Below are 25,214 nucleotides of genomic sequence, written 5' to 3' on the forward strand. Positions count from 1 at the left end.
AAAAATCCAGAGCTGCAAGAGAATTGCGTGTTTCGTCATCTCTTGAGCTGGAAACCCTGTGCAACAAAACGGTCCAGCCACTCTGGCAGGCCAACCAGCGGACAGCTCACCTGATCCTGGCAGATGCCATTCAGGTAAGGCATGTCTCCCACCTGAACGGCGTGACCTGCGGCCTGCAGCATTTCCAGGTCGTTGTCACTGTCCCCAAATGCAATGGTTTCATCCATCGACACCTGCAGCAATTCTGCGATGGTCTGCAAGGTCAGGTGTTTTTTCGCCTGACGTGCATACAGGTTCACACAATCGGTGTAAGGAGGAATCCCTCCGGTGACATTGAGGTCTGGCAGGGCTGAGAGCAGGCGTTCCCGCATGATTGGCGCATCCTCACCCATGAACATCACATGCAAAACGTCATGGTCTGCCATGTCCGTAAGGGGGAGGATGTGCCCTCCTGGCCGCCCCGGGTCCCATCTCGGGTCATCACAATCGAAAACAAAATTCACAGGACGGTCTGTGATGGCAGATCCCACCACGGTGAGTTTCAAATCCCCCAGCAAATCCAGCGCGGTCTGCACTTCAATTTCTGAGAGAAAATGCCGGGACACGCATCTGTCAGCCACAAAAATGCGGTTGCCGTTTCCCAGAGCCCAGGCATCAGGCTGAACAAGGTCCAGAATCTGTGGAGGCAGCACAAAACGACCCGTGATCAGTGCGATCTTGCATTCTTGCTGCCTGAGGGTCTTCAGTTGTTCTGCAAGCTGGGGGGCATGGGTTTTGGTGGATTCGTCGATCAGGGTTCCATCAAGGTCAAATGCAAGAAGAGGCATACTGCCCAATATAGTGGGCCTCTTGCACCTCTCGTGGTGGTGACACAGACATCTGGGTCCAGACCTGCCACAAAAAATCCGGGTTCGACGCACCTGTGTCACCCGGAAAAGGAAAGGATTGCAGGTCACGTGGGTCTGCGACCTGCTGCTCACCGACATTGTGAGCCTCTTCTGTCAAGTTCAGGTCAGAATGCAGGCCAGTTTTTGGAGCTCTGAAAATCCAGAGCTCCAGAGATTGCAGGGCCAGTCTAAAACAACTCTCCTTTTTCCCACGCTTTGAACACCAGACCCCTGCCCTGCTGAAAGTCTTCAAGCTGGGAAAGGGCGTCCATGGCTGCCTCAAGCAGCAGCACTTCGGTTTGCAGCATTTCCAGAGATTCACCATCCTGCTGAAGGTGCCTCTGGTATTCTTCAGGAGAAAGTTCCTGCAGTTTGTTGAGGTAACCCGTCAGCAGGGCACGCTGCAGTTTCAGGTCCTGCAAGGTGCTCTTGTGGGTGCGGGTGTGGGGTTTCATGCAAGGTGCCCCCTCAGGATGCAATGAAAGCTGGATGTTTCCAGCGCACGAAAAACAGGCATCTCCGAACCACGGGTTGTGGGATCTGTCCAGATCGGATTGATCTGGATTTTTTTATTCTACAACGGAATGGTGGGGTTGCCCATTCCGGAATTCCAGATCAACATCCCACTTGATCAGACAGAAAAGGCCCCAGAGCAGTCCTCTGAGGCCAGGCTTGCAGGGGTTTCAGTAAAACAATCGGGTCCAGCGCACACTGGATTCACGTCCCCGCACCGAGCACATCTGGCTGAGCACCACTGCACCTACCAGTCCTGCCAGCACCAGAAGGGACCACAGCACCTTTGTCATCAGAACATGACCTCCTACAAAAGCAGTGTACCTGCATCGGTGCGCTTCACTCTGAAGGGTTTCCCACGTTCCGAGCTTTTGATGCTGTGGGCGATTTCTTCAGCTGCTTCCGTGGCTTTCCACAGTGATGTATTCCCTGTGGAAATGCTCCTCTTGAAGCATGGGGAGCCCTACCGATTGCCAGTAAAACACGCAGTCGCGGATCACCTGCAACACCTGGGCGTCCTGGTTGTGCTGCAAGAACCCCTGGGTGAGGACCAGCGAGACCCCCCGGGCAGGCACCTCACGAAGAACCGTCAGAACGATGCTGGATGCGACATCCATCTCACTGCGCACCATCAGGCCTGGATCGGTGAAGGCCACCACCTGCTGGAGGTACTTTCCGAGTTGGTCTGTGGTTCGGGAGGTGACTTCCATGGCTTCATCTTAAATCCAGAGCAGGCCTTCATTTTGTTGATTTTCCAACAGCTGCCCTATTCTGCTTCAGTGACCTTCAAGAAGGCCTCAATCCGCTGTCGAGGGGTGGCATGGGCAAGCCTGTACCAGGCTTTCTCTGGTGACAGTGTGCTTCCCTGGACCAGTTCGAAGAGGATCTCGGCATAACGTTTTTCCAGTTCCTGCTCTTCCAGAAAGCGTTGAAGCTGCACTGAGAGGGGATCTTCAAGCAGAAAGTTTGGAAGGCCCATCAGGGTCTCACCTTTGAACCACGCGTGGTATTGCCAGTTTGAGCCAAATTCCCACAGGTGAGGTTTCCATTGCCATCCCAGACGCTTGCAGCACAGCGCATTGAGTTCCCGGTCTGGCAGCAGGTCATAAGGCACAGGAACAACATACGTGTGGGTGAGCAAAATGTCTCTTTATTTTCTTCATGGTTGTATCGGTCTGGGCGACACACAACAATTCAGAAAACGCAGCGCTTTCAGTTTCAACTCAGGTGTGGCACACTGATCCCATATGGGGCAAATTGTGCACAAATTCAAGATCATGTCCCGCTCGGGCACCTCACGCTGGACGGTCGATGCCCTTTCTTCCTGGATCGAAGTGCTGACCGGACATCAGGTGAACATCCGTGACCTGACCCGCTCAGGCTGGTTCACCACCCGAAAAGTCCTCACCTTCGAACTCCAGTTCAGTGGCACCCCCGAAGAGGCCCAGTCTTTTTTGTCGGTGATCCAGCAGCACTTTAAAGTTGAACCCCTGGCCTGAACCGATGGAGTGAATCCAGAACTGCTCAGCACATCGATCTCCTGCTGAGCAGTTCTTTGCGTCCAGTCCAGAGTTTGATTTTCATTTGAGCCTTCAATCTGACCAGGGTCATGGTTTGCACTTGCCTCCAGAATCCAGGGGCCGGATGAATTGTCTGGACAGTTTTTCAATGCTCATCCACAGACAAAATGCCTTCTGAACCTCAGCGATGCAGGTCTTTCCACACGGGTATGAAAATCATGTCCGTGGTCCCCTTCAAAAAGAGCTCTGCCTCTTTAAATGCAAAAGATGTGTTGACCGCGATCTCTTCCCTGCCATGCTGAAAAATCAAAGGCTCATCCAGACCTTTGTACTTCATTGGGGCTGCAGAAAGATACACGAAATACCTGACCCCATCTTTTCCCAGAACCTTGACATCCATCAGCATGATGGTTGCATACAGTCTCAGGTCATTGTCCGAACACTTTCCCTCCTCGATGATCGGTATTTTGGCCTTATTGAGCGCAGATCGGATGTAAGTTTTGATGGTCTTCTCACGGGCCTCGTCGTGGACATAAGGCTCTGGCATCACCATGACAGTGGGATCACAGATCTTGTTGAAAAACTTCAAGTTGGAAGAGGACACCGCTGGATACTGTGCATGTGCACCAGAAGAAAGCATGGAAACCAGAAGGACCGGGCGCATCACGTGGCGAAAGAAGTTCATCTTGACCAGTTTAATCGGTGGAGCAGAACATGGATGAACACCTGTACCTTCCAGTTCTTTCTGGGTTCTCCCTCTGAAATTCCAATGTTCGCTTTGATCCCAGCAGACACTCTACTTCTTGATCTGGTTGCGCCCGTCCTGCTTGGCCTGCTGCAGGAGTTCCTCTGATTTTCCCAGCATCGCTTCTGGACTGCCCAGCGTCAGGTCACTGCACAAACCTCCGCTGAGGGTCACCTGCATGCGTGGATCGATGTGGGCCCACATGTGCCCGGACACCTGGGACAGCAGCCGGTTGCAGAGTTGCAGTGCGGCCTCTGGGGGGGTGCAGGGGAGCAGCAGCACAAATCCTCCTCCACCATAGCGGGCCACCACGTCCATCTCCCGAACGCTGGATTGCAGGATGTGGGCAATGTCCTGCAACACCTGGTCTCCTGCAACATGCGAGTGCTGGTCATTGAGGCTCCTGAAGTGGTCCACATCCAGCAGGGCCACACTGAGTTTCTCCCCGTAACGCACAGCCCGCATGTACTCCACATAAAACACTTCACAGAAATGCTGCCTGTTGTAAATCCCGGTCAGGGGGTCCACCCTCGCCTGTCGTTCCAGCGATTCCCTGTGTTTTTGCACTTCTGCCTGCAGGCCCTGCAGTTCCCGGGTCTGCCGGGTGAGGGTCCGTTGCAGGTTGCGCAGATGCCCTGCCAGCACCGCCACCAGCAGACCAACCAGCAGGGTGGGGATTTGCAGTGCGTACTTCAGTGGGACGCCCAGGCGGGAAGACAGCACCCACACCGTGATCCCATGACCGATCAGTGCAAACAGGATGCCTGCGCTCCTTCCACCTGACCAGGCCAGCAAAGCCACCACCACGAAGGCCAGAAGCACCGATTCTGTGCCGAACTGGGTGTACAGCAACGGCAGAAACGCCAGATGAAGTGCCCACAAAACCAGGCCTGCCAGAAAAAACAGCAGCCAGGACGGCCTGAGGCCTCTGGATTTTGCAGGTTTCACAGCTGTCTGTTCAGCCGCAGCGTTCAAGGAACCAGCCTCCAGATTCTTCAGGCCTGGACAGAATGGACAGGTGCACCGGTTCACTGACGTACAGGAAACCGCCGTCCAGATCCCGGCAGGTTCCGGTGTAGGTCCATTCGGCAGTGTCCTGCAGCAGGTCAACATGGTGGGGATGGATCAGGTGAACCCTTCCCTGCAGTGTGACTTTCCCTGCCACCTGAACTTGCTCCACCTGCCCGGTGACCGGGCATCCATTGAGGTAACCATGTTGCTGACGTGTCATATTTACCACATTAATGATAGGGCCTGTCAGGATTCTGAACAAAACCTGTTCAGACCTTTCAAACCCTTCTCTCACACTGTGGCTGGACCGCCAGCGGAGGTTCACTGCAACCCGTAGCCACCGAAAGTCAGGACAGCCAGTTTTTTGCCTGCTCCTGTTTTGGGGTTCAGTTGGAGCAGTTCCCGTCTGGAGGTGATGCCGTACAGGATGCCTTTGAATTCGGTCAGGCCAAAAATTTCCCGGAAGCCTGTGCTGCCCAGTTCATTCAGCTCAACCTGACCGTTGCTGCGGGTCATGGAAGCCAGGGTGTCTGGAGCATCAACAGCCCCCAGCGTCACATACAGACTGGAATTCCACTGGACAAGGTCTCCACTGACCCATTTCTGGGTGGGAATGCTTCCCAGTTTCTTCATGACGCGGGTGTCCAGATCGATGATGTAGAGGTCCTGGCCTTTTGCACCCACAAGTTCACCACTCAGGGTTGCAGTGAGGCTGTTGACCGGCACGAAACCCTCAAGTTTCAGCTGCTCGGTCTGGGCGGTGGTCTGGTCAATCTGGTACAGGCCGCTCTCCGTGACCCCATAAAGCACGGGTTCTGTGGCATTCGGGTCCTGCTGTGCCGTGATGAGGGCAATGTCAAGCATGGGCCCGGTGGTGTAATTCCCGATCAGGTGGCTTTTTCCTGTGGGCAGCTCCAGGGTGTAGAGCCCGGTGTCACTGCTGGCAAACACCTGCCCCTCCGGGGGGATGCTGATCGGGGGTTGATGGTTGCAGGCCACAAGCAGGGCCAGGGTGCCCATCCAGATGGAGAGGTTCTTTTGCATTTCAGTCCTTCAGGTCGTCTCTGAGTCGGGTGAGGAGTTCCACCCCCAGATCATAACCGGGCCGCATGAAAACCAGTGTGACCATGCTCCAGTCCTGCACGGCGGCCACTTCCTGGCCTCCATCCAGCAGTTTCAGGTGTGGGTAAGCTCCGTATTCAACAAAGCAGTTGAAGTCACGGGCAATCTGTTCCAGAGCAAGGGTGTTTTTCTCGTTCCAGCGCAGCACATAAGGCAGCATGAAGGCAGGTTTACCGCAACTGCCTCCCAGTCCGACCAGTTCCAGATCGGCCACCGTGGGAACTTCGTCTCGCAGCCTGACCCGCTCTAAAAAAAGTTCCCGGTCCCGGACCTGGGCAGGGGCGGCTTTCATGCTGGCGACGTAACTTCCGACTTCAAGTTTGGTCATGGTGGTCCTTTCAAATCCCCTGATCCTCTGAGGGGGATACTTGCTGTTCCCAAGGCCTTCCAGAGGCCACTGTCCAATTATTCCGCTGTTTTGCGGACAGATATTGTGACACCAGTTCCTTTTCCGACCTCATCTTGACACATCCCCCCAGGGGGGATATAAAGGATTCTAAAGGAGTTCCCCATGAAACAGAGGCTCACTGCAGCAGCCCTGCTGACTGCCCTGTTGTCCAGTTGTGCCATGAAAAACCCGGATGTCATTTCGTATCAGGACCCTGAGCCACTGGCAGGCCAGCGCAGTGGCAAAGCTGCCGAATTCACCCTCACCGCGCAGAAAAGCCGTCTGGACCTTGCAGGCCAGTCGGTGGAGGCCCTGACCTACAACGGCACGTTCCCGGGTCCTCTGCTGACCCTGAAAGCCGGAGAGGACGTGCGGATCACCCTCAAAAACAACCTCTCCGAGCCCACCAACCTGCACCTGCACGGACTCCCCCTCTCTCCAGAGGTGGATGATCCTTTTGTGGTGGTCCCTCCCGGGGGATCTCACACCTACGCTTTCCAGGTGCCTGAAGAGGTGCATGGCACCTTCTGGTATCACACCCACACCCACGGGGCTTCTGCAGCACAACTGTTTTCAGGCCTGGCAGGACCACTGTTGGTGGAGGCAGCAAAGCCGAACAACCCCATTGAGCACATGGAGACCCACACGGTGGTCTTCAAGGACCTGCCAGGTGCGCAGCACGCAGACGACGGTGTCCTGATGAACGGACGTGAAAACACCCTGCTGGTCAATGGCCTTGTCTCTCCCACTTTGAAGACCGAAAACAGCTGGGTGCAGCTCCGCCTGATCAATGCCTCCAATGCCCGTTACCTGCGCCTGAAACTGGATGATGGCCTCTTGCAGGTGGTGGCCCGTGACGGCATCGACCTTCCAGGCATGGAACGGGCACAGGAACTGCTGCTGACCCCCGGCGAGCGGGCAGATGTGCTGGTCTCCTTGCAGGACCACCAGAACCTCAAACTGCAGAACCTGCCTTACGACCGTGGCGTGCACAGCATGGGGAGCCATTCGGGCCACACGGAGAGCAAGACAGCTGTGGTCCTGACCCTGCAGGGGCCACAGAAACCTGGAGCCAGCGTTCCCCGCGTTGAAACTGCACCTCCACCCTTTTTACAACTGCAGGGCAATGAAAAAGTGCGGAAAGTGATCCTGCAGGAAACCATGCAGCCCGTGAAGTTCTTCATCAACGGACGCAGCTTCGACATGAACCGGGTGGATTTCCATGTCTCCGAGGGCAGCACCGAAATCTGGGAATTGCAGAACACCACCGAAATGGACCACCCTTTCCACCTCCACACCTTCCCAATGCAGCTGATTCGCATCGGTGGCAAGGAGGTCCCTCCGGTCTGGAAGGACACCGTGAACATCCCGAAAAACAGCACCGTCACTGTGGCCGTGCACTTCAAAGGCTTCACGGGCAAGACCGTTTTCCACTGTCACATCGCCGAGCATGAAGAAGCCGGGATGATGGGTCTTCTTCAGGTGCATCCCTCTGGGACAGCACTCCCGGCCTCTCTGGAGCCCATTGAACCCACAGTGGGTCCAGGAGAAGACGCACAACACGGGCACTGAAAGCTGCACCTCAACGGGCACGAAAATTCAAAAGGGGTTTGATCCATGAATCAGAAACACATTCTCGTTGTCGGTGGATATGGCAAGGTGGGAGGCACTGCAGCACGCTGGCTTTCCAGTGAAGTGAAACAGAAGGTGGTGGTGGCAGGGCGCAACCTTTCTGCAGCCGAACAGATGGTCAGAGAAAGTGGCGGCAACCTGCAAGCCAGATTCCTGGACCTGCACAGGCCCGAGCAACACAATGCGGCCCTGCAGGATGTTGGACTGGTGATGATGTGTGTGGAGCAGACCGATCTGGGATTTGTGGAGGCCTGCATCCGCAATGGGGTGCATTATGTGGACATCACCGCCACGCACAACTTCATGCAGCAGGTGGAAACCCTGAATTCAGAAGCACAGCACGCCGGGGTCAACGTGGTGCTCAGTGTGGGTCTGGCTCCAGGACTGACCAACCTGATGGCCGCACATGCCCTTCAGGAATTTGATCAGGTGGACCGTTTGAACCTCAGCATCTTGCTGGGTCTGGGAGAAAAGCACGGCGACATGGCTGTGGACTGGACCGTACACAACCTGATCCACCCTTTTGAGGAGGACAGGCAGGGCAGAACGCGCACCATCCAGCCTTTCACAGAAAGACATCCTGCTGACTTTGCCGCTCCTTACGGGAAGCGCCAGGCCTACCGATTCAATTTTGCAGACCAGCATGTGCTGCGCCGCACTTTGCAGGTGCCTGACATCCGAACCCACCTGTGCTTTGACTCTGCGCCCCTCACCGATCTGGTGGCCCTTCTGGGTGGACTGGGGGTCTTCAGGCTTGCGGGGCAATGGAAACTGCAGGGGCTTCTCCGGCAGGTGTTTGCCAGGGTGCATGCAGGAACAGATGTGTTTGGGATTGCTGTGGATGCCCACGGAACAAAAGCTGGACAGCCCTTTCACCTCCAGACCAGTCTGTTGGGGCACAACGAGGCCCGCATGACCGGGCTCATGGCAGGATGGGTGGCCCGTGAGTTGATGGGCCGGGCCTTTCCTGCAGGGGTGCACCACATTGAACAGCTGTTTGATCCTTCCCGTGCCCTGCACTTCGCCACCCAGCAGGGATGCCAGTTGCATGTGCCTTCCGGGAAGCGCCACAGCAGCCCCACAACCTGACAGCTTCCAGCGGTCTGGGGTTCACCTCACAGCATCCTCTGAACTGATCCCTCAGACTGGAGCAGGAAGGAGTGACCATGAACCAGAACAACAATCTGCCGCCTTTGCCAGCCACAGAAGATGAATGGCGGGCAAAGCTCACCCCCGAGCAGTTCCGTGTGCTGCGTCAGGCGGGAACCGAACGGGCCTTCACCGGAAAGTACGTTGACACGGACGTGAACGGTGTGTACCGCTGTGCGGCCTGCGGAAATGTGCTTTTTGAAAGTTCCAGCAAATACCACTCCGGATGCGGCTGGCCCAGCTTCACCGAAACCGTCCGTCCAGAGGCTGTGGAGTTGCTGGAGGACCGCTCACACGGCATGGTTCGCACCGAGGTGCGCTGTGCAAGGTGCCACTCCCATCTGGGCCACGTGTTCGAGGATGGCCCGAGGGACCGTGGAGGCTTGCGTTACTGCATGAACAGCGTTGCGCTGGATCTGGAAACAGAAACCTGAAACATCAGAACTGCTGCAAAGCCCCGGTGTTCTGCACAGCCTTTTCGCCCACGAGGGTCAGGGAGTCTTTCCACAGGCGCTCTGCCTTCTGGGCGTCCCGGGCCAGGTCTGAAGGTTCGATGGGCAGGGCACGGGGTCTGCGGCCTCCCTGGGTGAAGTACTGCCCGGTGGAGGTGGCGTACCCGGGGTCGGTCACCAGCAGGGCGAGGTGTCTTCCTGAGCGTCTGGCGGTGCTGGCAAAATCCGGGAACAGGGTGGGCAGCAGTGAGGTGCCCAGACGGAAAATCAGCTGCAGAAAAGCAGGGTGATCCCGAAACAGTCCTGTTTCCGGCATCAGGCCCGGATCAAAGGCATGGACTGTGATGCCCTGATTTTTGAACGTGCGGGCCAGATGGAGGGCCGTTTGCAGGTTGGCCAGTTTGCTGGTGGAGTAGAGGCGCATGGCCTGCCGTCTTGCAGAATCCTTTTCAGGCAATCTGGCGTGGGCAAGGTCTGCTGCCGGAAGGTCATATGGAGGGGGGTATCCTCCGCCAGAACGCGGATCATGGGTGCCACTGCTGACCAGAATCAGGCGGGCCTCCTGCTCCAGGTGGGGCAGCAAGCGATGGAGCAGCAGGACATGGCCCAGGTGGTTGGTTCCAAAAGTCGCTTCAAAACCGTCTCTGGTGCGCTGGTGGGGGTTGCCATACTGGAGCCCTGCATTGGCAATCAGGGCCTGGAGGGGCAGCAGGTTCAGCCGCTTCAGGTGCTCTGGCAATTTGCGCACCGACTGCAGGTCTGCAAGGTCGAGGGGCACAGCATGCACTTCATTGTTGCCGGTGTCCTTTCGGATCTGTTGTGCTGCTTTTTCTGCTGAGTCTGCAGAACGGGAGGTGATGACGACCCTCCAGCCTGCTTGTGCGATTTCCTGTGCGGTGTGTTTGCCAAGTCCTGCTGTCCCACCAGTGATGAGCACGGTTCTGGACGGGCTCATGAGAGCTCCAGACTTTGATGTACAGTGTACAGTTTCATGATGTACAGCGTACAGTTATAGCGGGTTGCTGTCAAGATGTACACTGTACAGTGATGCCGCAGCCCCCCAAAACCGACCCCGAAACCATCCTGCAGACCGCCTTGCAAACCGTTGAACGAGACGGACCCCAGGCCCTTACCGTGCGCGCCCTGGCCCGTGACCTTGGCCTGTCCCAGAATGCCCTGTACTGGCACTACCCGAGCCGCACCGCCCTGCTGGAAGCCGTCATCCGCAGAGGCCTGGAAGAACTGCTTGACCAGCTCAAAAATGCCACCCCTCAGGCAAAAGCCCTCTCAGACCTGCTCCCCGTTGCAGAAACCTACCTGCAGTTCGCGCAGGAGAGGCCAAAGCTGTACGCCCTGATGACCTCACCGGTGGAAGACTCCGGGATGAGCCGTCCCCTGTGGACCTACACCACAGACCTGCTTGCACCCTTTGTCGGCGCAGATCGTGCCCCAGAAGCCGCCGTGGCCCTGTGGTCCTACCTGCATGGGGCCGCGTCCCTGCGTCCACTGCTTCCCCTGAAAGAAGGCAAACCCGAATCTGGGCTGCACCTGGGGCTTCAGGCGCTCATCAGAGGGCTTGGTGCCCTGTCTGAATCCCAGAGCTGATTCACATTTCCAGACACCCTGGAAGAGACACCACCACTGTGGTGCCCAGGCCCACCTGGCTCTCCAGCCAGATTTCGCCCCCGTGGGCCTCCACAATCCAGCGGGCAATGGGCAGGCCCAGTCCGGTGCCTCCCGGGTCCTGACCCAGACGGCTGGAATCCGCCCGGAAATAGCGCTCAAAGACCCTGGGGAGGTCCTCCTGCCGGATGCCGATTCCAGTGTCCTGCACTTTCAGGATGGCGCGATCTCCCTCACGGGCCAGAGTGAGGCTGACCTCTCCTCCTGCTGGTGTGTACTTCAAGGCGTTCTCGGTGAGGATCACCAGCAGTTGCTTCAGACGCTCCGGGTCTCCCTGCACCGTGCAGGGGGCAACCTCACCCAGCAGCAAGTCATGGTTGCCCTTCAGGGGCTCGAATTCCCGCAAGAGGTCCTGCAGCATCACATCCAGCCGCACATCGGTTTCCAGCAGCAGAATGCCCCGGTCTGCACGGGCCAGACTGAGCAGGTCGGACACCAGCCGCCCCAGCCGCACCGCTTCACGGTGACAGTCCTGCAGGATTTCCTGCTTCTCCTCTGCTGGAATGTCAGGGTAGCGGAGGAGCACCTCCAGGTTGCCCTGAATGCCTGCAATGGGCGTCTTGATCTCATGGGACGCGTCCGAAACGAAACGCTTGTGGCCTTCCAGCAGGGCCTGCATCTGGCGGTCCCGCTCCTTGAGGAGAATCTCGGCTTCCTTGCGGTCGGTGATGTCGATGCCCACACTCAGGGATTCCAGTGGCCCTCCTGCTTCATCCCGCGAAAAAACCGTGCTGCGTCCAAAAAGCCAGCGCCACCTGCCATCTTTGTGCTTCAGGCGGTACTCGTCCTCGATGCTCTCGCCGTCCTTGAGGGCACGGATGCGGTCATAGATGGTCAGGAACTTTTGCAGGTCTTCTGGCGGCACCAGCATGAACTGCTGCTGCATGTTCATCTGCTCGATTTCCTCATGGGTGTACCCGATCACAGCACTGGCATACCGGTTGCGGAACACCACCTTGCCGGTTTTGAGGTTGCGGATCTGGATGGTCACCGGAATGTCCTCGGTGACCTTCTGCAGAAAATCCGTCTGTTCCTGCGCATGCTGCTCGGCATTCTTCTGCTCTGTGATGTTCAGGGAGGCATTCCCCACCGCCAGGATGCGCCCATCTCTGGACTTGATGGGAAAATGAAAACTCCTCCACCATTCCCCTCTGGGGGTGAAATACTCCTGCGAAGGAAGAGCCTCTCCGGTGGCAAGAATCGTCTCGAAGATCCTTCTGAAGGTTTCGCTGAAGTGTGGGGTTACCTCAGAGACCGTGCGGCCCAGATAAGCCTCACGGGTGGTGCGCGAGGCCATCTCCTGGTACCGGTTCATCAGTTTGATTTCTCCATCCAGGCCCATCACATTGATCGCCAGAGGGATGTGCTCCAGAATCGAAGTCAGGTGGTCGCTGCTGGACTCCAGCACGGTGATTCTGCCCAGCCATCCCGTGACCTCACCCTGGTGTTCAATGGGGTCCATGGTGAGTTCATGCCAGGAGGCGTCATGCGCAGCCCGGAAAGTCAGATTGAAAGGAAGGTTCTGGTGGGTGTGGTGGTACAGCAGGGTCCCGAAATGCACATGGTCCTCTTCATGCACAATGTCCAGCAGCATCTGCTGCGGATGCTGGCCCAGCGGAAAAACCGCCAGCAGTTTCTGGTTGGGAATCAGGCCACTGCCATCCAGGCGGCACACAAAAGCAGGCTCACGCAAGGCCTGCAGCACCTGATGGGCTGAGAGGTCTGGCAGCAAGGATGGATGTTGAGCCATGCGTTTCTCCTTTGAAATCCGGTGTAAACCACGCCCGATTGGTTTTCAGTGTACCCAAAGTGCTGCCTGCAAGGTGGAACAAGGCTTACTGCCTGTTGGGTGAGGGCAGAGTCGCTGACAGGTCATTGTCGTTGCAGAAAGCCGTCAGCCATCAGCATTCAGCTGTCAGCACCAAAACACAACCATGCTTGCATTTGAGGCAAACAAACCAGACATTTAGCTTTTCAGTACAGAAAAATCCTTCTTTGACCCGCTGCGAAAGCACAAGGAAATCTTTTGCTGATGGCTGAACGCTGAACGCTCCACACCACCTCCCCATCAGCGGCTTTGTGCTCGCCCGGACCTTTGACCCAGGTCAAGGACAGATGCACCCCTGGCATGCTCCAATGGGGACAGATTTCCCTGATTTCCCGGAGGTTCCATGACCCCTGTCCCTTCACATCCCGTGTGTCCCTTTCCCGTGCTGCCCTTCAGGAGCACCCCATGACCCAGAAGCCTTCCCTCCAAAAAGACTGGAGGCGCTTTGCGGTGGTCCCTGAAGGCATCCAGCAGTTCGCGCTGAACGGCTGGTTCGCCACCTGGCCGGACCTGCACCTGCTGGCCGTGGTGTGCCGTCATGGGCGACTGGAGGTGCTGGAGTTCTGCTGGCAGGGTGAGGTGTTCCGGGTGCAGGTGCAGGAGGATGAAATCTGGCTGTTCTGCCAGAACCCACGCTGTTCGCGGGTGCAGCAGCAGGTCCTGCAGCACTTGCTGAACAATGCAAAATCCGGCGTGTGGACTGCACCTGCCCCTCAAAGGTCACGGGTGCAGGCCAGATCTGTGTAAAAAGAGGCAGAAGAGGCATTCTGGCCTCTCCTGCTTTGTTGCACACTGCACCCCCTTCAGAAGTACTGCATGGGGGTGTCGTTCAGGTCGATGATCACGCTTTTGGTTTCCAGGTAGGCTTCCAGGGCCTGCTGCCCAAGTTCACGGCCCAGACCGGAGTGCTTGAAGCCCCCAAAGGGCAAGGTTGGGCTGAGCAGCTGGTAGGTGTTCACCCACACGGTTCCTGCCTGCAGGTTTCGGGTCATGCGCAGGGCCCGTTTGAGGTCTGAGGTCCACACAGCGGCAGCCAGACCGTAAAGGGTGCCGTTGGCGATCCTGAGGACCTCTGCCTCGTCTTCGAAGGGAATCACCACGCTGACGGGGCCAAAGACCTCCTCCTGCGCGATGGGCATGTCTGGCGTAACCCCCGAGAGCACCGTGGGCGGGTAGAAGTACCCCGGAGAAGTTGGTTTTTCTCCGCCTGCGTGCAGGACTGCACCTGCTTTGATGGCGTTTTGCACGTGCCCATCAATGCGGCATTGCTGCTCATGGCTGATCACAGGACCGAGGTCAGGCATCGCGTCGGCAGGTCCAATGGTCAGGGCTCTGGCCCGCTCAGCGAGTTGCTGAACAAAGTCGTCATGGATGCTTTTGTGGACCAGAATGCGGCTCCCGGCCTGACACACCTGCCCTGAATTCAGGAAAATCCCAAACAGCACCCCGGAAATGGCGTGTTCCAGGTTCGCATCTTCAAAAATGATGTTGGGGCTCTTGCCGCCAAGCTCCAATGTCACCCGTTTCAGGTACCCTGAAGCGGCCTGCATGATGTTTTTTCCGGTGGTGGTCTCTCCGGTGAAGGCGATTTTGGGGATCTGTGGGTGGGCCACAATGGCCTTTCCGGTATCGTCTCCGCCGGGAAGCACGGCGATCATGCCTTCCGGGACCCCTGCTTCGGTGAGGATCTCCGCCAGAAACAGGCTGGTGAAGGGGGTTTCGGGAGCAGGTTTCAGGATGCACGGACAGCCTGCAGCGAGGGCTGGACCCAGCTTCCAGACGGGCATCAAAAGGGGAAAATTCCAGGGGGTGATGAGCCCTGCGATTCCCACCGGTTCTTTCTGGGTGAAGGTCAGGTAATCGCCCTGTGGCCCGGCCAGACTGAAAGGCACGGTCTGGCCTCCTGTGTTGGGAATCAGGGTGGCGAAGTAATCCAGGGCGTTGGCACTCATGGGAATTTCCAGCCATTCGGCATAACTGCGGGTCATGCCATGTTCCTGCACCATCAGATCGGCGAGTTCCTCTGACCGTTCCCTCAGCAGGCTTGCGGCCCTGCAGAGGATGCGGGTGCGCTCCAGGGGGTCCATTCCCGTCCAGATGCGGTTCTCGAAAGCCTCGCGGGCCAGACGGACCGCATGGTCCACATCTTCAGGTGTGGCCTGTGCTGCCTGTGCGAACACCTCTCCGGTGGCCGGATTCTCCACCGAAAAAGTCCCGTTGCTGGCAGAGTCACACAACTGTCCATTCAGAAAGATTTTGCCCTCAAAGCGCATCAGACGCCTCCTGGCAGCAAGATGATCCTTCGGGCCTCCCCGGCCTCCAGCGTGTGGATGGCCTCATGCAACTGTTCGAGGGGGTAGCGGTGGCTGATCAGTTCCTGCAGTTTGAGTTTTCCCTCCTGGTACAGGCGGGTGATTTCGGGGATGTCTTCTTCCATGCGGGCCTGACCGTACCAGCTTCCAGTGATGACCTTGCTTTCTGCAGGCAGGGCAAAGGCATTGAAGGTGACTTCCTGATCTGGTGATGCCACCCCGACCACGATGACCTTTCCACCCTTGCGGGCAAGGCCATAAGCCTGCTGGATGGTTTCAGGCCTGCCCACCACCTCAAAGGCGAAATCCACCCCGAGTTGATCGGTCAGGTCGAGGGTCGCCCCGATCAGGTCCGGGGTGTGGAGGGGGTTCAGGGTGTGGGTGGCCCCGAAGTCGCGGGCGTCCTGCAGTTTCTGTTCGGTCCGGTCCATGGCGATGATGGTTGTGGCTCCCATCAGTTTCGCAGTCTGGATCACGTTCAGGCCCACCCCTCCGCACCCAATGACCGCCACCGTGGAACCCGGAGTCACCTGTGCGGTGTGCTTTACGGCCCCGAATCCGGTGAGGACTGCACAGCCCATCACTGCGGCCACCTCGAACGGCAAATCCCTGTCGATTTTCACCAGGGCATTTTCCGGAACCACCGTCTGCTCTGCGAAACACGAGGTCTGGCTGAACTGGTAGACCTCTTCACCCTGCAGGGCAAAAGGGGTGCTGCCATCGGTCTGGGTCCCAAGGGTCATCTGCATGAAGGCCTCTTCGCACAGGTCCGTGCGTTCATGCTCGCAGTACCAGCAGTGGCCGCAGGAGGGCACCCAGTTGAAAATCACATGTTCTCCCACCTGAAACCCGGTCACCCCTTCACCGACCTGCTCGACCACCCCTGCCCCTTCATGCCCGAGGATCAGGGGGGTGAGTTGTGGGATTTTGCCGTAAATCACGCTGAGGTCCGACTGGCACAGGCCTGCAGCTTTGACCCGCACCTGCACCTGTCCTGGTCCTGGTGCCTGTAAATCCACAGAGACCACTTCGGGGGATGTCCCCACCTCCCTGAGCAGAGCCGCCTGAATCATGGGATGAGGTCTCCCATGCCCTGCTCCTGCAGCACCGTGCAGTAGGTTTTAAAAAGGGGCGGCATCAGGGGGAGCAGTTTCAGGGCCTTGGCAATGGACCCACTGGCCTTGATCTGGCCTCTGGCCAGTGCACCGGGAACGTTGAGGCTGCCACTCCAGAAGCGGTGCCCCACATCTCCGAGTTGCGTGAAGGTGACATCAGGAGGGCTTGAGACCGGACCAAACTGGAAACGGATGGGGTCTCCGTTGTCGGTGGGGGTTTTGCCGTCCATCAGGAGCACAAGTTCAGGCTGGGTGTACACAAAACAGACGCTCATCTGGGCCTTGCGCAGGTTGTGGGCAGCGTCGCTGTGCTGTGAGCGGCTGAGCACCTCGGTGAGCACCTGCTGGAAGCTTTCTGGGCTGGAATAAACGGGCATGGCTGCCTCCTTGAATTGGGGATGTGTTTCAAGGTAAGGCCCAGCACACGGGCAGAGAAGGGAACTGGTTACCCCAGGGTGCGCAAAAACTGCCGGGTGGGTTCATCCGCAGGCATGAAACTGACCGTCCAGAGGGCCTCCCCGACCACTTTCAGACGGATCACTTCGAGGTGCACGGTGACAGAGCCCTGCAGGGTGTAGTGGATGGGCATGCTGGAGGCATCATCGAGGGCAGGGTCGAGGTGCGCCCACATCTCCCGGAAACCTGAAAATTGACCCAGGTGCTGGATCTGCTCCTGATAGGCCGGTGTGCCCCTCAGGGGAAGGCTGTCGTGCTTGAACTGGGAGAGCATGAAGCGAATCCACACCTCCCAGTCGTGAATCCTTCCAGAGTGCTGCAAACGGTACAGGGCTTCCACCAGAGGGGGATGGGAGATCAGGCCCACGAGGTGAAGCAGGGACTGCATGCTGGGACTGACCGCCTGCACCTGCCACAGGGCGTCGTGCAGCAAGGTCGGTGCAGGGTGAAGGGTCACGAAATCCCGCAAGAACACACTGACCTGGGTGCGTTCTAAAGGCTCCGGGTGGGCTTCAGGCCGGGCGTGACCGCTGAGCTGAAGCAAAGTCTGCTGCTCTTCCAGGGTGAGGGGAAGCGCCGAGGTGAGGGCCCGGATGAACCGCAGAGAAGGGTTGCTGCGCCTGTGGGTTTCCAGCATGCGCAGGTACTGCCGGGAGTATCCGGTGGCCTGTTCAAGTCCATGCAGCGATTTCTGGTACCGCTGGCGCAGGGTTTGCAGGTATTCGCCAAGGCTGGTCTCTAAGGTCATGGTGTGTCCTCATCTTGACACAAACCTGAACCGGGTTCAAAATGTACACATTCCGAACTGGTCAGACCACTTACCCCTTTCACTGGAGTCTCCATGATTGTGAAACCTGCCGAACATGCCGAAAAAGCCCTGATTGAACGCATCCTGGACGGCCAGTACCCCCAGGGGAGTTTTCTGCCGTCTGAAAGGGATCTGGCTGGGCTTCTGGGGGTCACCCGGCCCACCCTGCGCGAAGCCCTGCAACGCCTTTCCCGCGATGGCTGGCTGGAGATCCAGCAGGGCAAACCCACCCGGGTGAGGCATTACTGGCAGGAAGGAGGTCTGGCCTTGCTGGGCAGCCTCGCCACCCATGAGAACATCACCCCCTTCATTCCCCACCTGCTGCAGATCCGCACCGATCTGGCCCCCAGCTACACAAAAATGGCCGTTGAGAACAACCCCCAGGCTGTTGAGCAGCACCTTTCCCGGACCCCAGAAATCCCTGAAGACTTCGTGCGTTTTGACTGGGAACTCCACCGCCTGCTGTGCCTGGAAAGTGGAAATCCGCTTTACGTGCTCGTGCTCAATGGGTTCCGTGAGGTGTACGCCAGTGCGGGCCTCCTGTACTTCCAGACCCAGGACGCCCGTGACCTCTCTGGAAACTTCTACAGGGAGCTCAGGGAAGCAGCCATCCAGAAAGACGCTTTAAAAGCAGCAGAACTCGCCCGCACCGTGTGCCTGAACAGCCAGAAGCTGTGGTCCAGAGGGCTGTCATGAAACGCTGGAACGGCTGGGGCAACATTCAGACCGAAAATCCGCCTTCTGCCCACACCCTGGAATTCCTGCAGCAGGTGCTGGGACCTGGGACCTCCCAGCAGAGCCTCTCTTTCGAGGAAGCGTGTGCAAAGGTCCCAGACAGCCGCCTGACCGAATCTCCCCTGTGGGACACCCGCAGGGAAACGCGGGTGCGCTACGCAAGAGGGCAGAGCCTCCCGGACCTGATCGCCACCCGCACAGGCCTGGAACTGCATTTTCCAGATGGTGTCGCTTTCCCGCAAAGCACCGAAGAGGTGGAGACCCTGGTGCAAGAGGCCCTGCAAAATGGCTGGACTTTGATTCCTTATGGAGGGGGAACCAGTGTGGCAGGGCACATCAACCCACCCATGCAGGAAAAACCCGTGCTGACCGTCAGCCTGGAACGCATGAATCGCCTGCTTTCGGTGGACACAGAGAGCCACCTGGCCCGCTTTCAGGCCGGGGTGCGCGGGGTGGACCTTGAGGCACAGCTCAGGGCACACGGGTTCACCCTCGGGCACTTCCCGCAGTCTTTTGAGTACAGCACCCTCGGGGGATGGATTGTCACCCGATCCAGCGGTCAGCAGAGCCTGCGGTATGGTCGCATTGAACAGCTTTTCGCCGGAGGTCTGGCGGTCACCCCACAGGGACGCTGGGAGCTCCCTCCCTTGCCCGCGAGTGCCGCCGGAATGGACCTCAGGCAACTCCTTCTCGGATCTGAGGGGCGTCTGGGCATCCTCACCGAGGCCACCGTACGGATCACCCCTCTGCCTGAGCAGGAGGTCTTTCATGCGGCATTCCTTCCCGACTGGCAGCAGGCCATGCAGTGTGTGCGGGAACTGGTCCAGAAGCGCATTCCCCTCAGCATGCTCAGGCTCAGCACCCCCCGTGAGACCGAGGCCAACCTGATCATGGCCGGGAAGCCCCGGGCTGTGCAGGCCCTCAAAAAGCTGCTCTCGGTCAAGGGCATCGGGGATTTTCGCTGCATGCTGCTTTACGGCATGACAGGCACAAAACCTGAAGTCCGGCACCTGAAAGGCCAGGTCCAGAGGGTGCTGCAGAAGCACGGCGGCATGGACACCGGAACCCTGCTCGGCAAGGGCTGGCAGCACAACCGCTTCAGGGCCCCCTACCTCAGAAACCACCTGTGGGAGCATGGTCATGCCATTGATACCCTGGAAACCTGCACCACCTGGGAACGGTTGGAAGACACCCGGCTCGGGATTGAGGAAGCCCTGCAAAACGCCCTGAGAGACGAAAACGAGAAGGTTTTTGCCTTCACGCACCTCTCACACCTGTATCCGTCTGGCAGCAGCCTGTACACCACTTATGCTTTCCGAATTGATCCAGACCCTGAAGTCACGTTGCAACGCTGGAAAAAACTGAAAAGTGCAGCGAGCAGGGCCATTGTGCAGCATGGGGCCACCATCAGCCACCAGCATGGGGTGGGCAGGGACCACGCCCCCTACCTGCCTCCAGAGAAAGGGAACATCGGCATGAAGTTGATGCATACGGTGGTGGATCACCTCGACCCCCAGCGAATTTTCCCTGAGGGTGTGCTGCTTCCGGAGGAGGTGTGACATGCAAAGCACTTTTGACCTGATCGTGATTGGAGGGGGCATCACCGGGGCGGGCCTCTTCAAGGAAGCCACTTCCCGGGGCATGCGGGTGTTGCTGCTCGAAAAGGAGGATTATGCCTGGGGCACCTCGGGCCGTTCCAGCAAGATGGTGCATGGTGGCCTCAGGTACCTGCAGCACGGCCACCTGAAACTCACCCGCGACAGCGTGCAGGAACGGGAACGCCTGCTTCAGGAGGCTCCGGGGCTCATTGAGCGCATCGGCTTTCTGATGGCGGTCTACCAGGAGAAGAGTGTGAACCGCCTGCTGTACGGTGCAGGGCTCGGGATCTATGACCTGATGGCTGGAAACTGGCAACACACCTACCACCATGCAGAAGACTTTCAACTGCTGGCCCCACACCTCAGAAGAGAAGGCCTGATGGGCGGCTACCAGTACTTTGATGCCCAGACCGATGACGCCAGGCTGGTGCTGCGCCTGATTCAGGAGGGATCTCAGGCTGGAGGGACAGCCTTCAACCGGGCTCCGGTGACAGGACTGATCACCCGACAGGGACAGGTTTCCGGAGTGACCTACCACCATGCAGGAAAAGAGCACACCGCCCACGGTCTGGTGGTCAATGCCACTGGCGTGCAGTGCGACCATTTCCGTGAAGCCCTGCAGGAAAAACCCAGGCTTCGGCCCCTGAGGGGCAGCCATCTGGTGATCCCCCACCACCGGCTTCCCACCTTGCAGGCCCTTGCCTTCCAGCATCCTGCGGATGGTCGCAATGTCTTTGTGCACCCCTGGCACGGGCATGTCCTGATCGGCACCACCGATGTGGACCATGCAGCTCCGTTGCACCTCGAACCCCACATCAGCCCGGAAGAACAACAGTACCTGCTTGAGGGGGCCAGATACGCATTCCCAGGGGTGAACCTGCAAGCAGCAGACATCACCGCCACCTGGGCAGGGGTGCGGCCTGTGGTTTCTTCGGGGCAGAAAGATCCCAGCAAAGAGGCCAGAGAGCACCTGATCACCATCGAAAAAGGCCTGACCACCGTCACGGGGGGCAAACTCACCACCTTCCGCCTGACTGCACAAGAAGCCCTCTGCACCATGGGCGAGACCTTCAAAACAGACTTTGGCACACCCACCACCCGCATCTTTGACCCGTGTGCCCCCATGGCAAATGCTCTGGTTTCTGCAAGCACCCTCAAACGCCTGCAAGGGTACTACGGAGCAAAAACCGAACAGGTGCTCTCTGGAAACCTCACCCCCCTGCATGGCACCCAGTACCTGCAGGCCGAGGTGCAGCACGCGGCCACCGAGCAGGTGCAGCACCTTTCCGACCTGATGCTCCGAAGGCTCCGGCTGGGATTTTACCTCCCTGAAGGCGGAAAACCCCTGCTTCCTGGGGTCCGGGATCTGGCTCAACCCGTGCTGGGCTGGAGTGACAGCCGCTGGGAACAGGAAGAAAACGCCTATCTGGAACTCTGGGCCTCCCACTACCAGAAACACCATGAAACACCTGCTCTCCATTGACAACGGCACCCAGAGCCTCAGGGCCCTGCTTTTCACCCCGGATGGACAGTTGCTGGCCTCCCATCGGGTGAGCTTTTCTCCGTATGAAAGCCCTGAACCGGGATGGGCAGAAAAAGACCCGCTGGTGTACTGGAATGCCGCAGGGACAGCGTGTCAGGCCCTGTGGGACCAGGGGTTTTCTCCCGAAGATGTGCTGGGCGTGGCGGTCACCACCCAGCGTGGGACGGTGGTCAACGTGGACCACAAAGGCCATCCCCTCAGGCCCGCCATGCTGTGGCTCGATCAGCGTCAGGCCACCCAGTTGCCCACACTGCCCTGGCTGTACCGTGCAGGAGTCGGTCTGCTGGGATTGCAGGACACCATCAAATACGTCCAGGGACAGGCAGAGGCCAACTGGCTCAGAGAACACCAGCCTGAACTCTGGGAGCGGACCCACAAGTACTTGCTGCTCTCCGGGTACCTGAATTTCAAACTGACCGGTCAGTTCGTGGACAGTGCTGCAGCACAGGTGGGGTACCTGCCTTTCGATTACCGCCAGCAGAGATGGGCGCACCCCCTGGACCTCAAAAGGCACATTGCGCCCATCTTGCAGAGCAAATTGCCAGACCTGAAACCTGCTGGACAGGTGCTTGGGCACATCACCCCTTCTGCCAGCACACACACGGGCCTGAAGGTGGGCACACCTGTGGTGTCCTGTGCGGCAGACAAGGCCTGTGAAGCGCTGGGAAGTGGCATCTTCAAACCCGGACAGGCCGCCATCAGTTACGGAACCACGGCCAGCATCACCACCACCTCCAGAAAGTACTGCGAGATCGAGCCATTCATTCCCCCTTACCCCAGTGCCCTGCCCGGACAGTACAACCCGGAAGTGCAGACGTTCCGGGGCTTCTGGATGGTCTCCTGGTTCAAGGAGGAGTTCGGACTGCAGGAGGTGATGCACGCCGAACAGCACGGTCTCCCAGCCGAAGTGCTCTTTGACCGCCTGATCGAGGAGGTGCCTCCAGGCAGCTACGGCCTGATGTTGCAACCGTACTGGACGCCAGGCCTGCGCAGACCTGCCCCGGATGCCAAAGGGGCCATCATCGGGTTTGGGGATGTGCACAAGAGGCCCCACCTGTACCGGGCCATTCTGGAAGGTCTGGCGTACAGCATGCGGGAAGGCAAAGAACGCCTGGAGCGCAAAACCCACCAGAAGATCCGTGAAATCCGCATTGCCGGAGGTGGGGCGCAGAGCGACCAGATCATGCAGATCACCGCAAATGTTCTGAACCTGCAAGTCTCCCGCACCCACACCCCGGAAGCATCCGGTCTTGGGGCGGCCATCACCGTGGCGGTGGGCCTAGGGGTGCATCGGGATTTTGCAACTGCCCTGAAGCAGATGACCCGTCCAGGGCGCATTTTTCAGCCCCAGACTGCTGCCACTTCCACCTATGATGCACTTTACTGTCGGGTGTATCGGCACATGTACCCACAGCTTTCTCAGCTGTACCGGGAGATTCAGAACATCACAGGGTATCCCCGGTCTTGCTGAACCTTTAGATCTCCACTGCAAAATTCAGATTTCTGTAGGAGTGGCCCTCTTACACTGGATGCAACTTCAAGCCTGTGCCCCGGGCGTTCCCCTCTGCTGCCCGGTGACACTTTCCTGCCCCTGAATTTGTGCTGTTCCTGGTTGCTGTCCGGTGTGTTCCAGAAAGGCAGGTGCGAAAGTGTTTTTCAGCAAGAAAGCCAGATCCACCCTTCCAGCACATTTCCTCCCGAGACCCGCGTTGCTGCAGGACACCCTGCACAACCTGCCTGACATCTGGACCGTGAAGGAGGACGTGCAGGTCACTCACCTGCACACCTGCACCGTCCTGATCTCCACGCATGGTTGTTTTCTGGTTTTTCCCCAGGACACTGCTGGCGTGATCTTGCACAACCCCCGCTCGCTGATTGTGAACGACCAGAACCTGATGCCGCAGGTGGCGATGGTCCAGCAGAGCACCCAGAGCTTTGAGCGCGTGACAGGCAGCCGGGCACAGGCCCTGATGGTCTTCAGGCAACTGGTGGAGCCGGATGAACTCCGGGCGAAGCGTCTGTTTGATTCCACTGTGCGGGAGTGGGAGATCGACACCGTGAAAATCCTCACCTGGGAGAGCCTGAAACCCTACTTGCAGCAGTTCAAGAGCAAGACCCTGCAGGTTGAGGAGACCGTGCAGCTCACCCTGAGTTTGCGCAAGCTCGCTCTGCCCTGATCTGCAGGTTTTCTGGAGAGGGAATGTCCCTCTCCAGATGTTTTGCCCTGAAAGCCGTGAAGAGGGCTGGACAACATTGCATCATGCTATAGATTTTCGATATCGAAATACGATATAAAGGGACATCAACCCACTCATAACACGGACAGGCCCCTGTGCCAGAGATCCGGTCCTTTGCCTTTCTTCCTGGAGGTTTCATGCGTTTCCCCCTGCTTTGCACCCTGGCTTTCTTCTGCACGGGCATTTCTGCAGCCCAGCAACTCTGTGATGAAGCATTTTTCCCCAGCCAGTACCGAACCAATGACCGCTGGGCCATGCTCGCCCACCAGGGCAAGGATGGCTGGCTTTTTGGTGAAATGGACTGGCAGGTGCCGCAGCGCAACCTCGACAGCCGGGAGCACCTGCAGCAACTTGTGCAAGCCTTCAAGAAACAGGGCACCCAGGTGGTGATGGTGGATGTTCCCCCCAGACTTCCGGTGCACCAGAACAAACTGGACCCCTCCCGCCGTCCCAGGCCCTTCTCGGCGCAGGAGTACCGCAACAATTACGCGGCTCTGCACAGGGAACTGCAGAAACTGGGCATCATCGCACCGAATTTGCTGGAAGACGCCCTGAAGTACAAAGCAGGCCCCTACTTCCAGAAAACCGACCACCACTGGACCACCGAGGCCGCAAAGCACGTGGCAGGCCTCATTGCAAAAGAGATCCTGAAACTCCCGGCAGCCAAAAAGATCCCCGGTGTCCCCTCCACCCTGAAGATCACCCGCAGGCCCAACAACGGCAGTTACGCCCGCATGGCCAACACCATCTGCAACTCCGGGTACAAGGATGAGGTCATCAACAGTTATGAGGCTGTGGAAAAACAGCAGGGAAGCCTTCTGGGTGAGGTCTCCCCGGATGTGGTGGTGGTGGGCACCAGTTTCAGCGAACGCCACGAGTACACCACCGACAACTCCTTTCCGGAAACACTCAAGCACGCCCTGCAAAAAGACGTGCTGAATGCTGCCGTGGAAGGAGGAGGATCTTTTGCTGCTCTGGAAGCCTACCTGATGTCAGAAACCTACCAGAAGCACCGTCCCAGAGTGCTGGTCTGGGAAAACACCTTCTACAATGGTGAAATCAACAATTCCTGGGCCCTGTGGCGCCTGATTCCGCTGGTGCGGGGAGGCTGCAGCAGCACGGTGGCCTGGAAAGGAACGGGCAACCTCTCGCGTCGCCTCACCATCGACCTGCCTCGCAGCCTCAAACTGGGCAAAGATTACGCTCTGAAACTGCAGTTCAGTGACACCCGGCTTCTGAAGTTCCAGACCACCCTGGATTACGCTGTTGGCTCTGTGGGACTCCAGACCGAGCGTTCCTGGCGCATACCCAACAACGGGGAATACTACACCCTGCTTGTGCGCCCCGATCCCATGGAGCGCATCACCGTGCATTTTGAAGGAAGCCAGCCTTCTGGCACCTATTCTGCGGTGCTCTGCAAACTGAAGTAGCCTGCCAGGATGTCCTGTCGGGGATGAAAAAAGAGGACTGGTTTCAAGCC

The 25,214-nt window shown here is 58.2% G+C and carries 28 protein-coding genes; 12 read left to right on the forward strand and 16 right to left on the reverse strand.

The features are described 5' to 3' along the window. Positions 1-35: 35 nt before the first annotated feature. From DC3_RS09765 to DC3_RS09780, 5 genes are all read right to left on the reverse strand, one after another. Positions 36-827: an HAD hydrolase family protein gene (locus DC3_RS09765; protein ID WP_186815939.1), complete on the reverse strand. Its 792-nt coding sequence runs from the start codon at positions 825-827 to the stop codon at positions 36-38. 248 nt (positions 828-1,075) lie between these two features. After that, positions 1,076-1,342 (reverse strand): hypothetical protein, encoded by a 267-nt coding sequence (locus tag DC3_RS09770; protein WP_146884173.1) that lies wholly within the window; start codon positions 1,340-1,342, stop codon positions 1,076-1,078. Between the two features lie 228 nt (positions 1,343-1,570). Next, positions 1,571-1,693, reverse strand: coding sequence for a hypothetical protein (locus DC3_RS29955; protein WP_281292509.1), 123 nt, complete (start codon positions 1,691-1,693; stop codon positions 1,571-1,573). Positions 1,694-1,792: 99 nt separating this feature from the next. Continuing rightward, a complete protein-coding gene (locus DC3_RS09775) occupies positions 1,793-2,110 on the reverse strand; it encodes a hypothetical protein (RefSeq protein ID WP_146884174.1) in 318 nt (105 codons plus the stop codon). Between the two features lie 56 nt (positions 2,111-2,166). Next, positions 2,167-2,541 (reverse strand): hypothetical protein, encoded by a 375-nt coding sequence (locus DC3_RS09780; RefSeq protein ID WP_146884175.1) that lies wholly within the window; start codon positions 2,539-2,541, stop codon positions 2,167-2,169. Between the two features lie 106 nt (positions 2,542-2,647). Here DC3_RS09780 and DC3_RS09785 point away from each other — a divergent pair, with 106 nt between their 5' ends. Further along, positions 2,648-2,899 carry a hypothetical protein gene (locus DC3_RS09785; protein WP_146884176.1) on the forward strand — a complete coding sequence of 84 codons (252 nt, stop codon included), beginning with the start codon at positions 2,648-2,650 and terminating at the stop codon, positions 2,897-2,899. Positions 2,900-3,101: 202 nt separating this feature from the next. Here the strand turns inward: DC3_RS09785 and DC3_RS09790 are convergent, their stop codons facing one another. The 5 genes from DC3_RS09790 to DC3_RS09805 form a co-directional block, all read right to left on the reverse strand. Further along, on the reverse strand, positions 3,102-3,605 hold the full coding sequence (locus tag DC3_RS09790) for a hypothetical protein (RefSeq protein WP_146884177.1): 504 nt from the start codon (positions 3,603-3,605) through the stop codon (positions 3,102-3,104). 111 nt (positions 3,606-3,716) lie between these two features. Continuing rightward, a complete protein-coding gene (locus DC3_RS09795; protein ID WP_186815940.1) occupies positions 3,717-4,640 on the reverse strand; it encodes a GGDEF domain-containing protein in 924 nt (307 codons plus the stop codon). Then, a complete protein-coding gene (locus DC3_RS29085) occupies positions 4,624-4,896 on the reverse strand; it encodes a hypothetical protein (RefSeq protein WP_186815941.1) in 273 nt (90 codons plus the stop codon). Before DC3_RS29085 ends, DC3_RS09795 begins: the two co-directional genes overlap by 17 nt. A gap of 101 nt (positions 4,897-4,997) precedes the next feature. Then, complete coding sequence (locus DC3_RS09800) at positions 4,998-5,720, reverse strand: hypothetical protein (RefSeq protein WP_146884179.1); 723 nt, start codon at positions 5,718-5,720, stop codon at positions 4,998-5,000. Between the two features lies 1 nt (position 5,721). Further along, positions 5,722-6,126 (reverse strand): hypothetical protein, encoded by a 405-nt coding sequence (locus DC3_RS09805; RefSeq protein ID WP_146884180.1) that lies wholly within the window; start codon positions 6,124-6,126, stop codon positions 5,722-5,724. A 183-nt stretch (positions 6,127-6,309) separates the two neighbouring features. Between DC3_RS09805 and DC3_RS09810 the strand changes: the two genes are divergently transcribed. The 3 genes from DC3_RS09810 to msrB all read left to right on the forward strand — a co-directional run bounded on the left by DC3_RS09810 (position 6,310) and on the right by msrB (position 9,401). Beyond that, positions 6,310-7,758, forward strand: a complete 1,449-nt coding sequence (locus tag DC3_RS09810) for a multicopper oxidase family protein (RefSeq protein WP_146884181.1) — start codon at positions 6,310-6,312, stop codon at positions 7,756-7,758. Between the two features lie 45 nt (positions 7,759-7,803). Beyond that, positions 7,804-8,907, forward strand: a complete 1,104-nt coding sequence (locus tag DC3_RS09815) for a saccharopine dehydrogenase family protein (RefSeq protein WP_146884182.1) — start codon at positions 7,804-7,806, stop codon at positions 8,905-8,907. Positions 8,908-8,984: 77 nt separating this feature from the next. Then, positions 8,985-9,401, forward strand: a complete 417-nt coding sequence (gene msrB / locus DC3_RS09820) for a peptide-methionine (R)-S-oxide reductase MsrB (RefSeq protein WP_146884183.1) — start codon at positions 8,985-8,987, stop codon at positions 9,399-9,401. Between the two features lie 4 nt (positions 9,402-9,405). On the opposite strand, the gene DC3_RS09825 is transcribed toward msrB, so the two are convergent. Next, a complete protein-coding gene (locus DC3_RS09825; protein WP_146884184.1) occupies positions 9,406-10,374 on the reverse strand; it encodes an SDR family NAD(P)-dependent oxidoreductase in 969 nt (322 codons plus the stop codon). A 92-nt stretch (positions 10,375-10,466) separates the two neighbouring features. On the opposite strand from DC3_RS09825, the gene DC3_RS09830 reads away from it, so the two are divergent. Further along, complete coding sequence (locus DC3_RS09830) at positions 10,467-11,024, forward strand: TetR/AcrR family transcriptional regulator (RefSeq protein ID WP_186815942.1); 558 nt, start codon at positions 10,467-10,469, stop codon at positions 11,022-11,024. A gap of 1 nt (position 11,025) precedes the next feature. On the opposite strand, the gene DC3_RS09835 is transcribed toward DC3_RS09830, so the two are convergent. Then, positions 11,026-12,852 (reverse strand): ATP-binding protein, encoded by a 1,827-nt coding sequence (locus DC3_RS09835; RefSeq protein ID WP_146884186.1) that lies wholly within the window; start codon positions 12,850-12,852, stop codon positions 11,026-11,028. Between the two features lie 483 nt (positions 12,853-13,335). Here DC3_RS09835 and DC3_RS09840 point away from each other — a divergent pair, with 483 nt between their 5' ends. Continuing rightward, a complete protein-coding gene (locus DC3_RS09840; protein WP_146884187.1) occupies positions 13,336-13,677 on the forward strand; it encodes a hypothetical protein in 342 nt (113 codons plus the stop codon). A 56-nt stretch (positions 13,678-13,733) separates the two neighbouring features. Here DC3_RS09840 and DC3_RS09845 read toward each other — a convergent pair whose 3' ends face one another. The 4 genes from DC3_RS09845 to DC3_RS09860 all read right to left on the reverse strand — a co-directional run bounded on the left by DC3_RS09845 (position 13,734) and on the right by DC3_RS09860 (position 17,561). Next, positions 13,734-15,203, reverse strand: a complete 1,470-nt coding sequence (locus DC3_RS09845; protein ID WP_146884188.1) for an aldehyde dehydrogenase family protein — start codon at positions 15,201-15,203, stop codon at positions 13,734-13,736. Next, positions 15,203-16,315, reverse strand: coding sequence for a Zn-dependent alcohol dehydrogenase (locus tag DC3_RS09850; protein WP_146884189.1), 1,113 nt, complete (start codon positions 16,313-16,315; stop codon positions 15,203-15,205). Before DC3_RS09850 ends, DC3_RS09845 begins: the two co-directional genes overlap by 1 nt. Beyond that, positions 16,312-16,734, reverse strand: coding sequence for a hypothetical protein (locus DC3_RS09855; RefSeq protein WP_146884190.1), 423 nt, complete (start codon positions 16,732-16,734; stop codon positions 16,312-16,314). Before DC3_RS09855 ends, DC3_RS09850 begins: the two co-directional genes overlap by 4 nt. A 68-nt stretch (positions 16,735-16,802) precedes the next feature. Continuing rightward, a complete protein-coding gene (locus DC3_RS09860) occupies positions 16,803-17,561 on the reverse strand; it encodes an MmyB family transcriptional regulator (protein ID WP_146884191.1) in 759 nt (252 codons plus the stop codon). Positions 17,562-17,654: 93 nt separating this feature from the next. Between DC3_RS09860 and fadR the strand changes: the two genes are divergently transcribed. The 6 genes from fadR to DC3_RS09890 all read left to right on the forward strand — a co-directional run bounded on the left by fadR (position 17,655) and on the right by DC3_RS09890 (position 25,164). Further along, positions 17,655-18,317: a fatty acid metabolism transcriptional regulator FadR gene (gene fadR, locus DC3_RS09865; RefSeq protein ID WP_146884192.1), complete on the forward strand. Its 663-nt coding sequence runs from the start codon at positions 17,655-17,657 to the stop codon at positions 18,315-18,317. Beyond that, positions 18,314-19,915 carry an FAD-binding oxidoreductase gene (locus DC3_RS09870; protein ID WP_146884193.1) on the forward strand — a complete coding sequence of 534 codons (1,602 nt, stop codon included), beginning with the start codon at positions 18,314-18,316 and terminating at the stop codon, positions 19,913-19,915. The genes fadR and DC3_RS09870 overlap by 4 nt, the downstream gene beginning before the upstream one ends. 1 nt (position 19,916) lies before the next feature. Then, the gene (locus DC3_RS09875) at positions 19,917-21,437 is read left to right on the forward strand and encodes a glycerol-3-phosphate dehydrogenase/oxidase (protein WP_146884194.1); all 1,521 of its coding nucleotides are present in this window, start codon (positions 19,917-19,919) and stop codon (positions 21,435-21,437) included. Continuing rightward, positions 21,415-22,968, forward strand: a complete 1,554-nt coding sequence (locus tag DC3_RS09880; protein WP_146884195.1) for an FGGY-family carbohydrate kinase — start codon at positions 21,415-21,417, stop codon at positions 22,966-22,968. The genes DC3_RS09875 and DC3_RS09880 overlap by 23 nt, the downstream gene beginning before the upstream one ends. Before the next feature lie 178 nt (positions 22,969-23,146). After that, positions 23,147-23,674: a hypothetical protein gene (locus DC3_RS09885; RefSeq protein WP_146884196.1), complete on the forward strand. Its 528-nt coding sequence runs from the start codon at positions 23,147-23,149 to the stop codon at positions 23,672-23,674. Between the two features lie 197 nt (positions 23,675-23,871). Next, positions 23,872-25,164 carry an alginate O-acetyltransferase AlgX-related protein gene (locus tag DC3_RS09890; RefSeq protein ID WP_146884197.1) on the forward strand — a complete coding sequence of 431 codons (1,293 nt, stop codon included), beginning with the start codon at positions 23,872-23,874 and terminating at the stop codon, positions 25,162-25,164. The last annotated feature ends 50 nt before the right edge of the window (positions 25,165-25,214 follow it).

This window comes from Deinococcus cellulosilyticus NBRC 106333 = KACC 11606 (genome assembly GCF_007990775.1).
GTDB lineage: Bacteria > Deinococcota > Deinococci > Deinococcales > Deinococcaceae > Deinococcus_C > Deinococcus_C cellulosilyticus.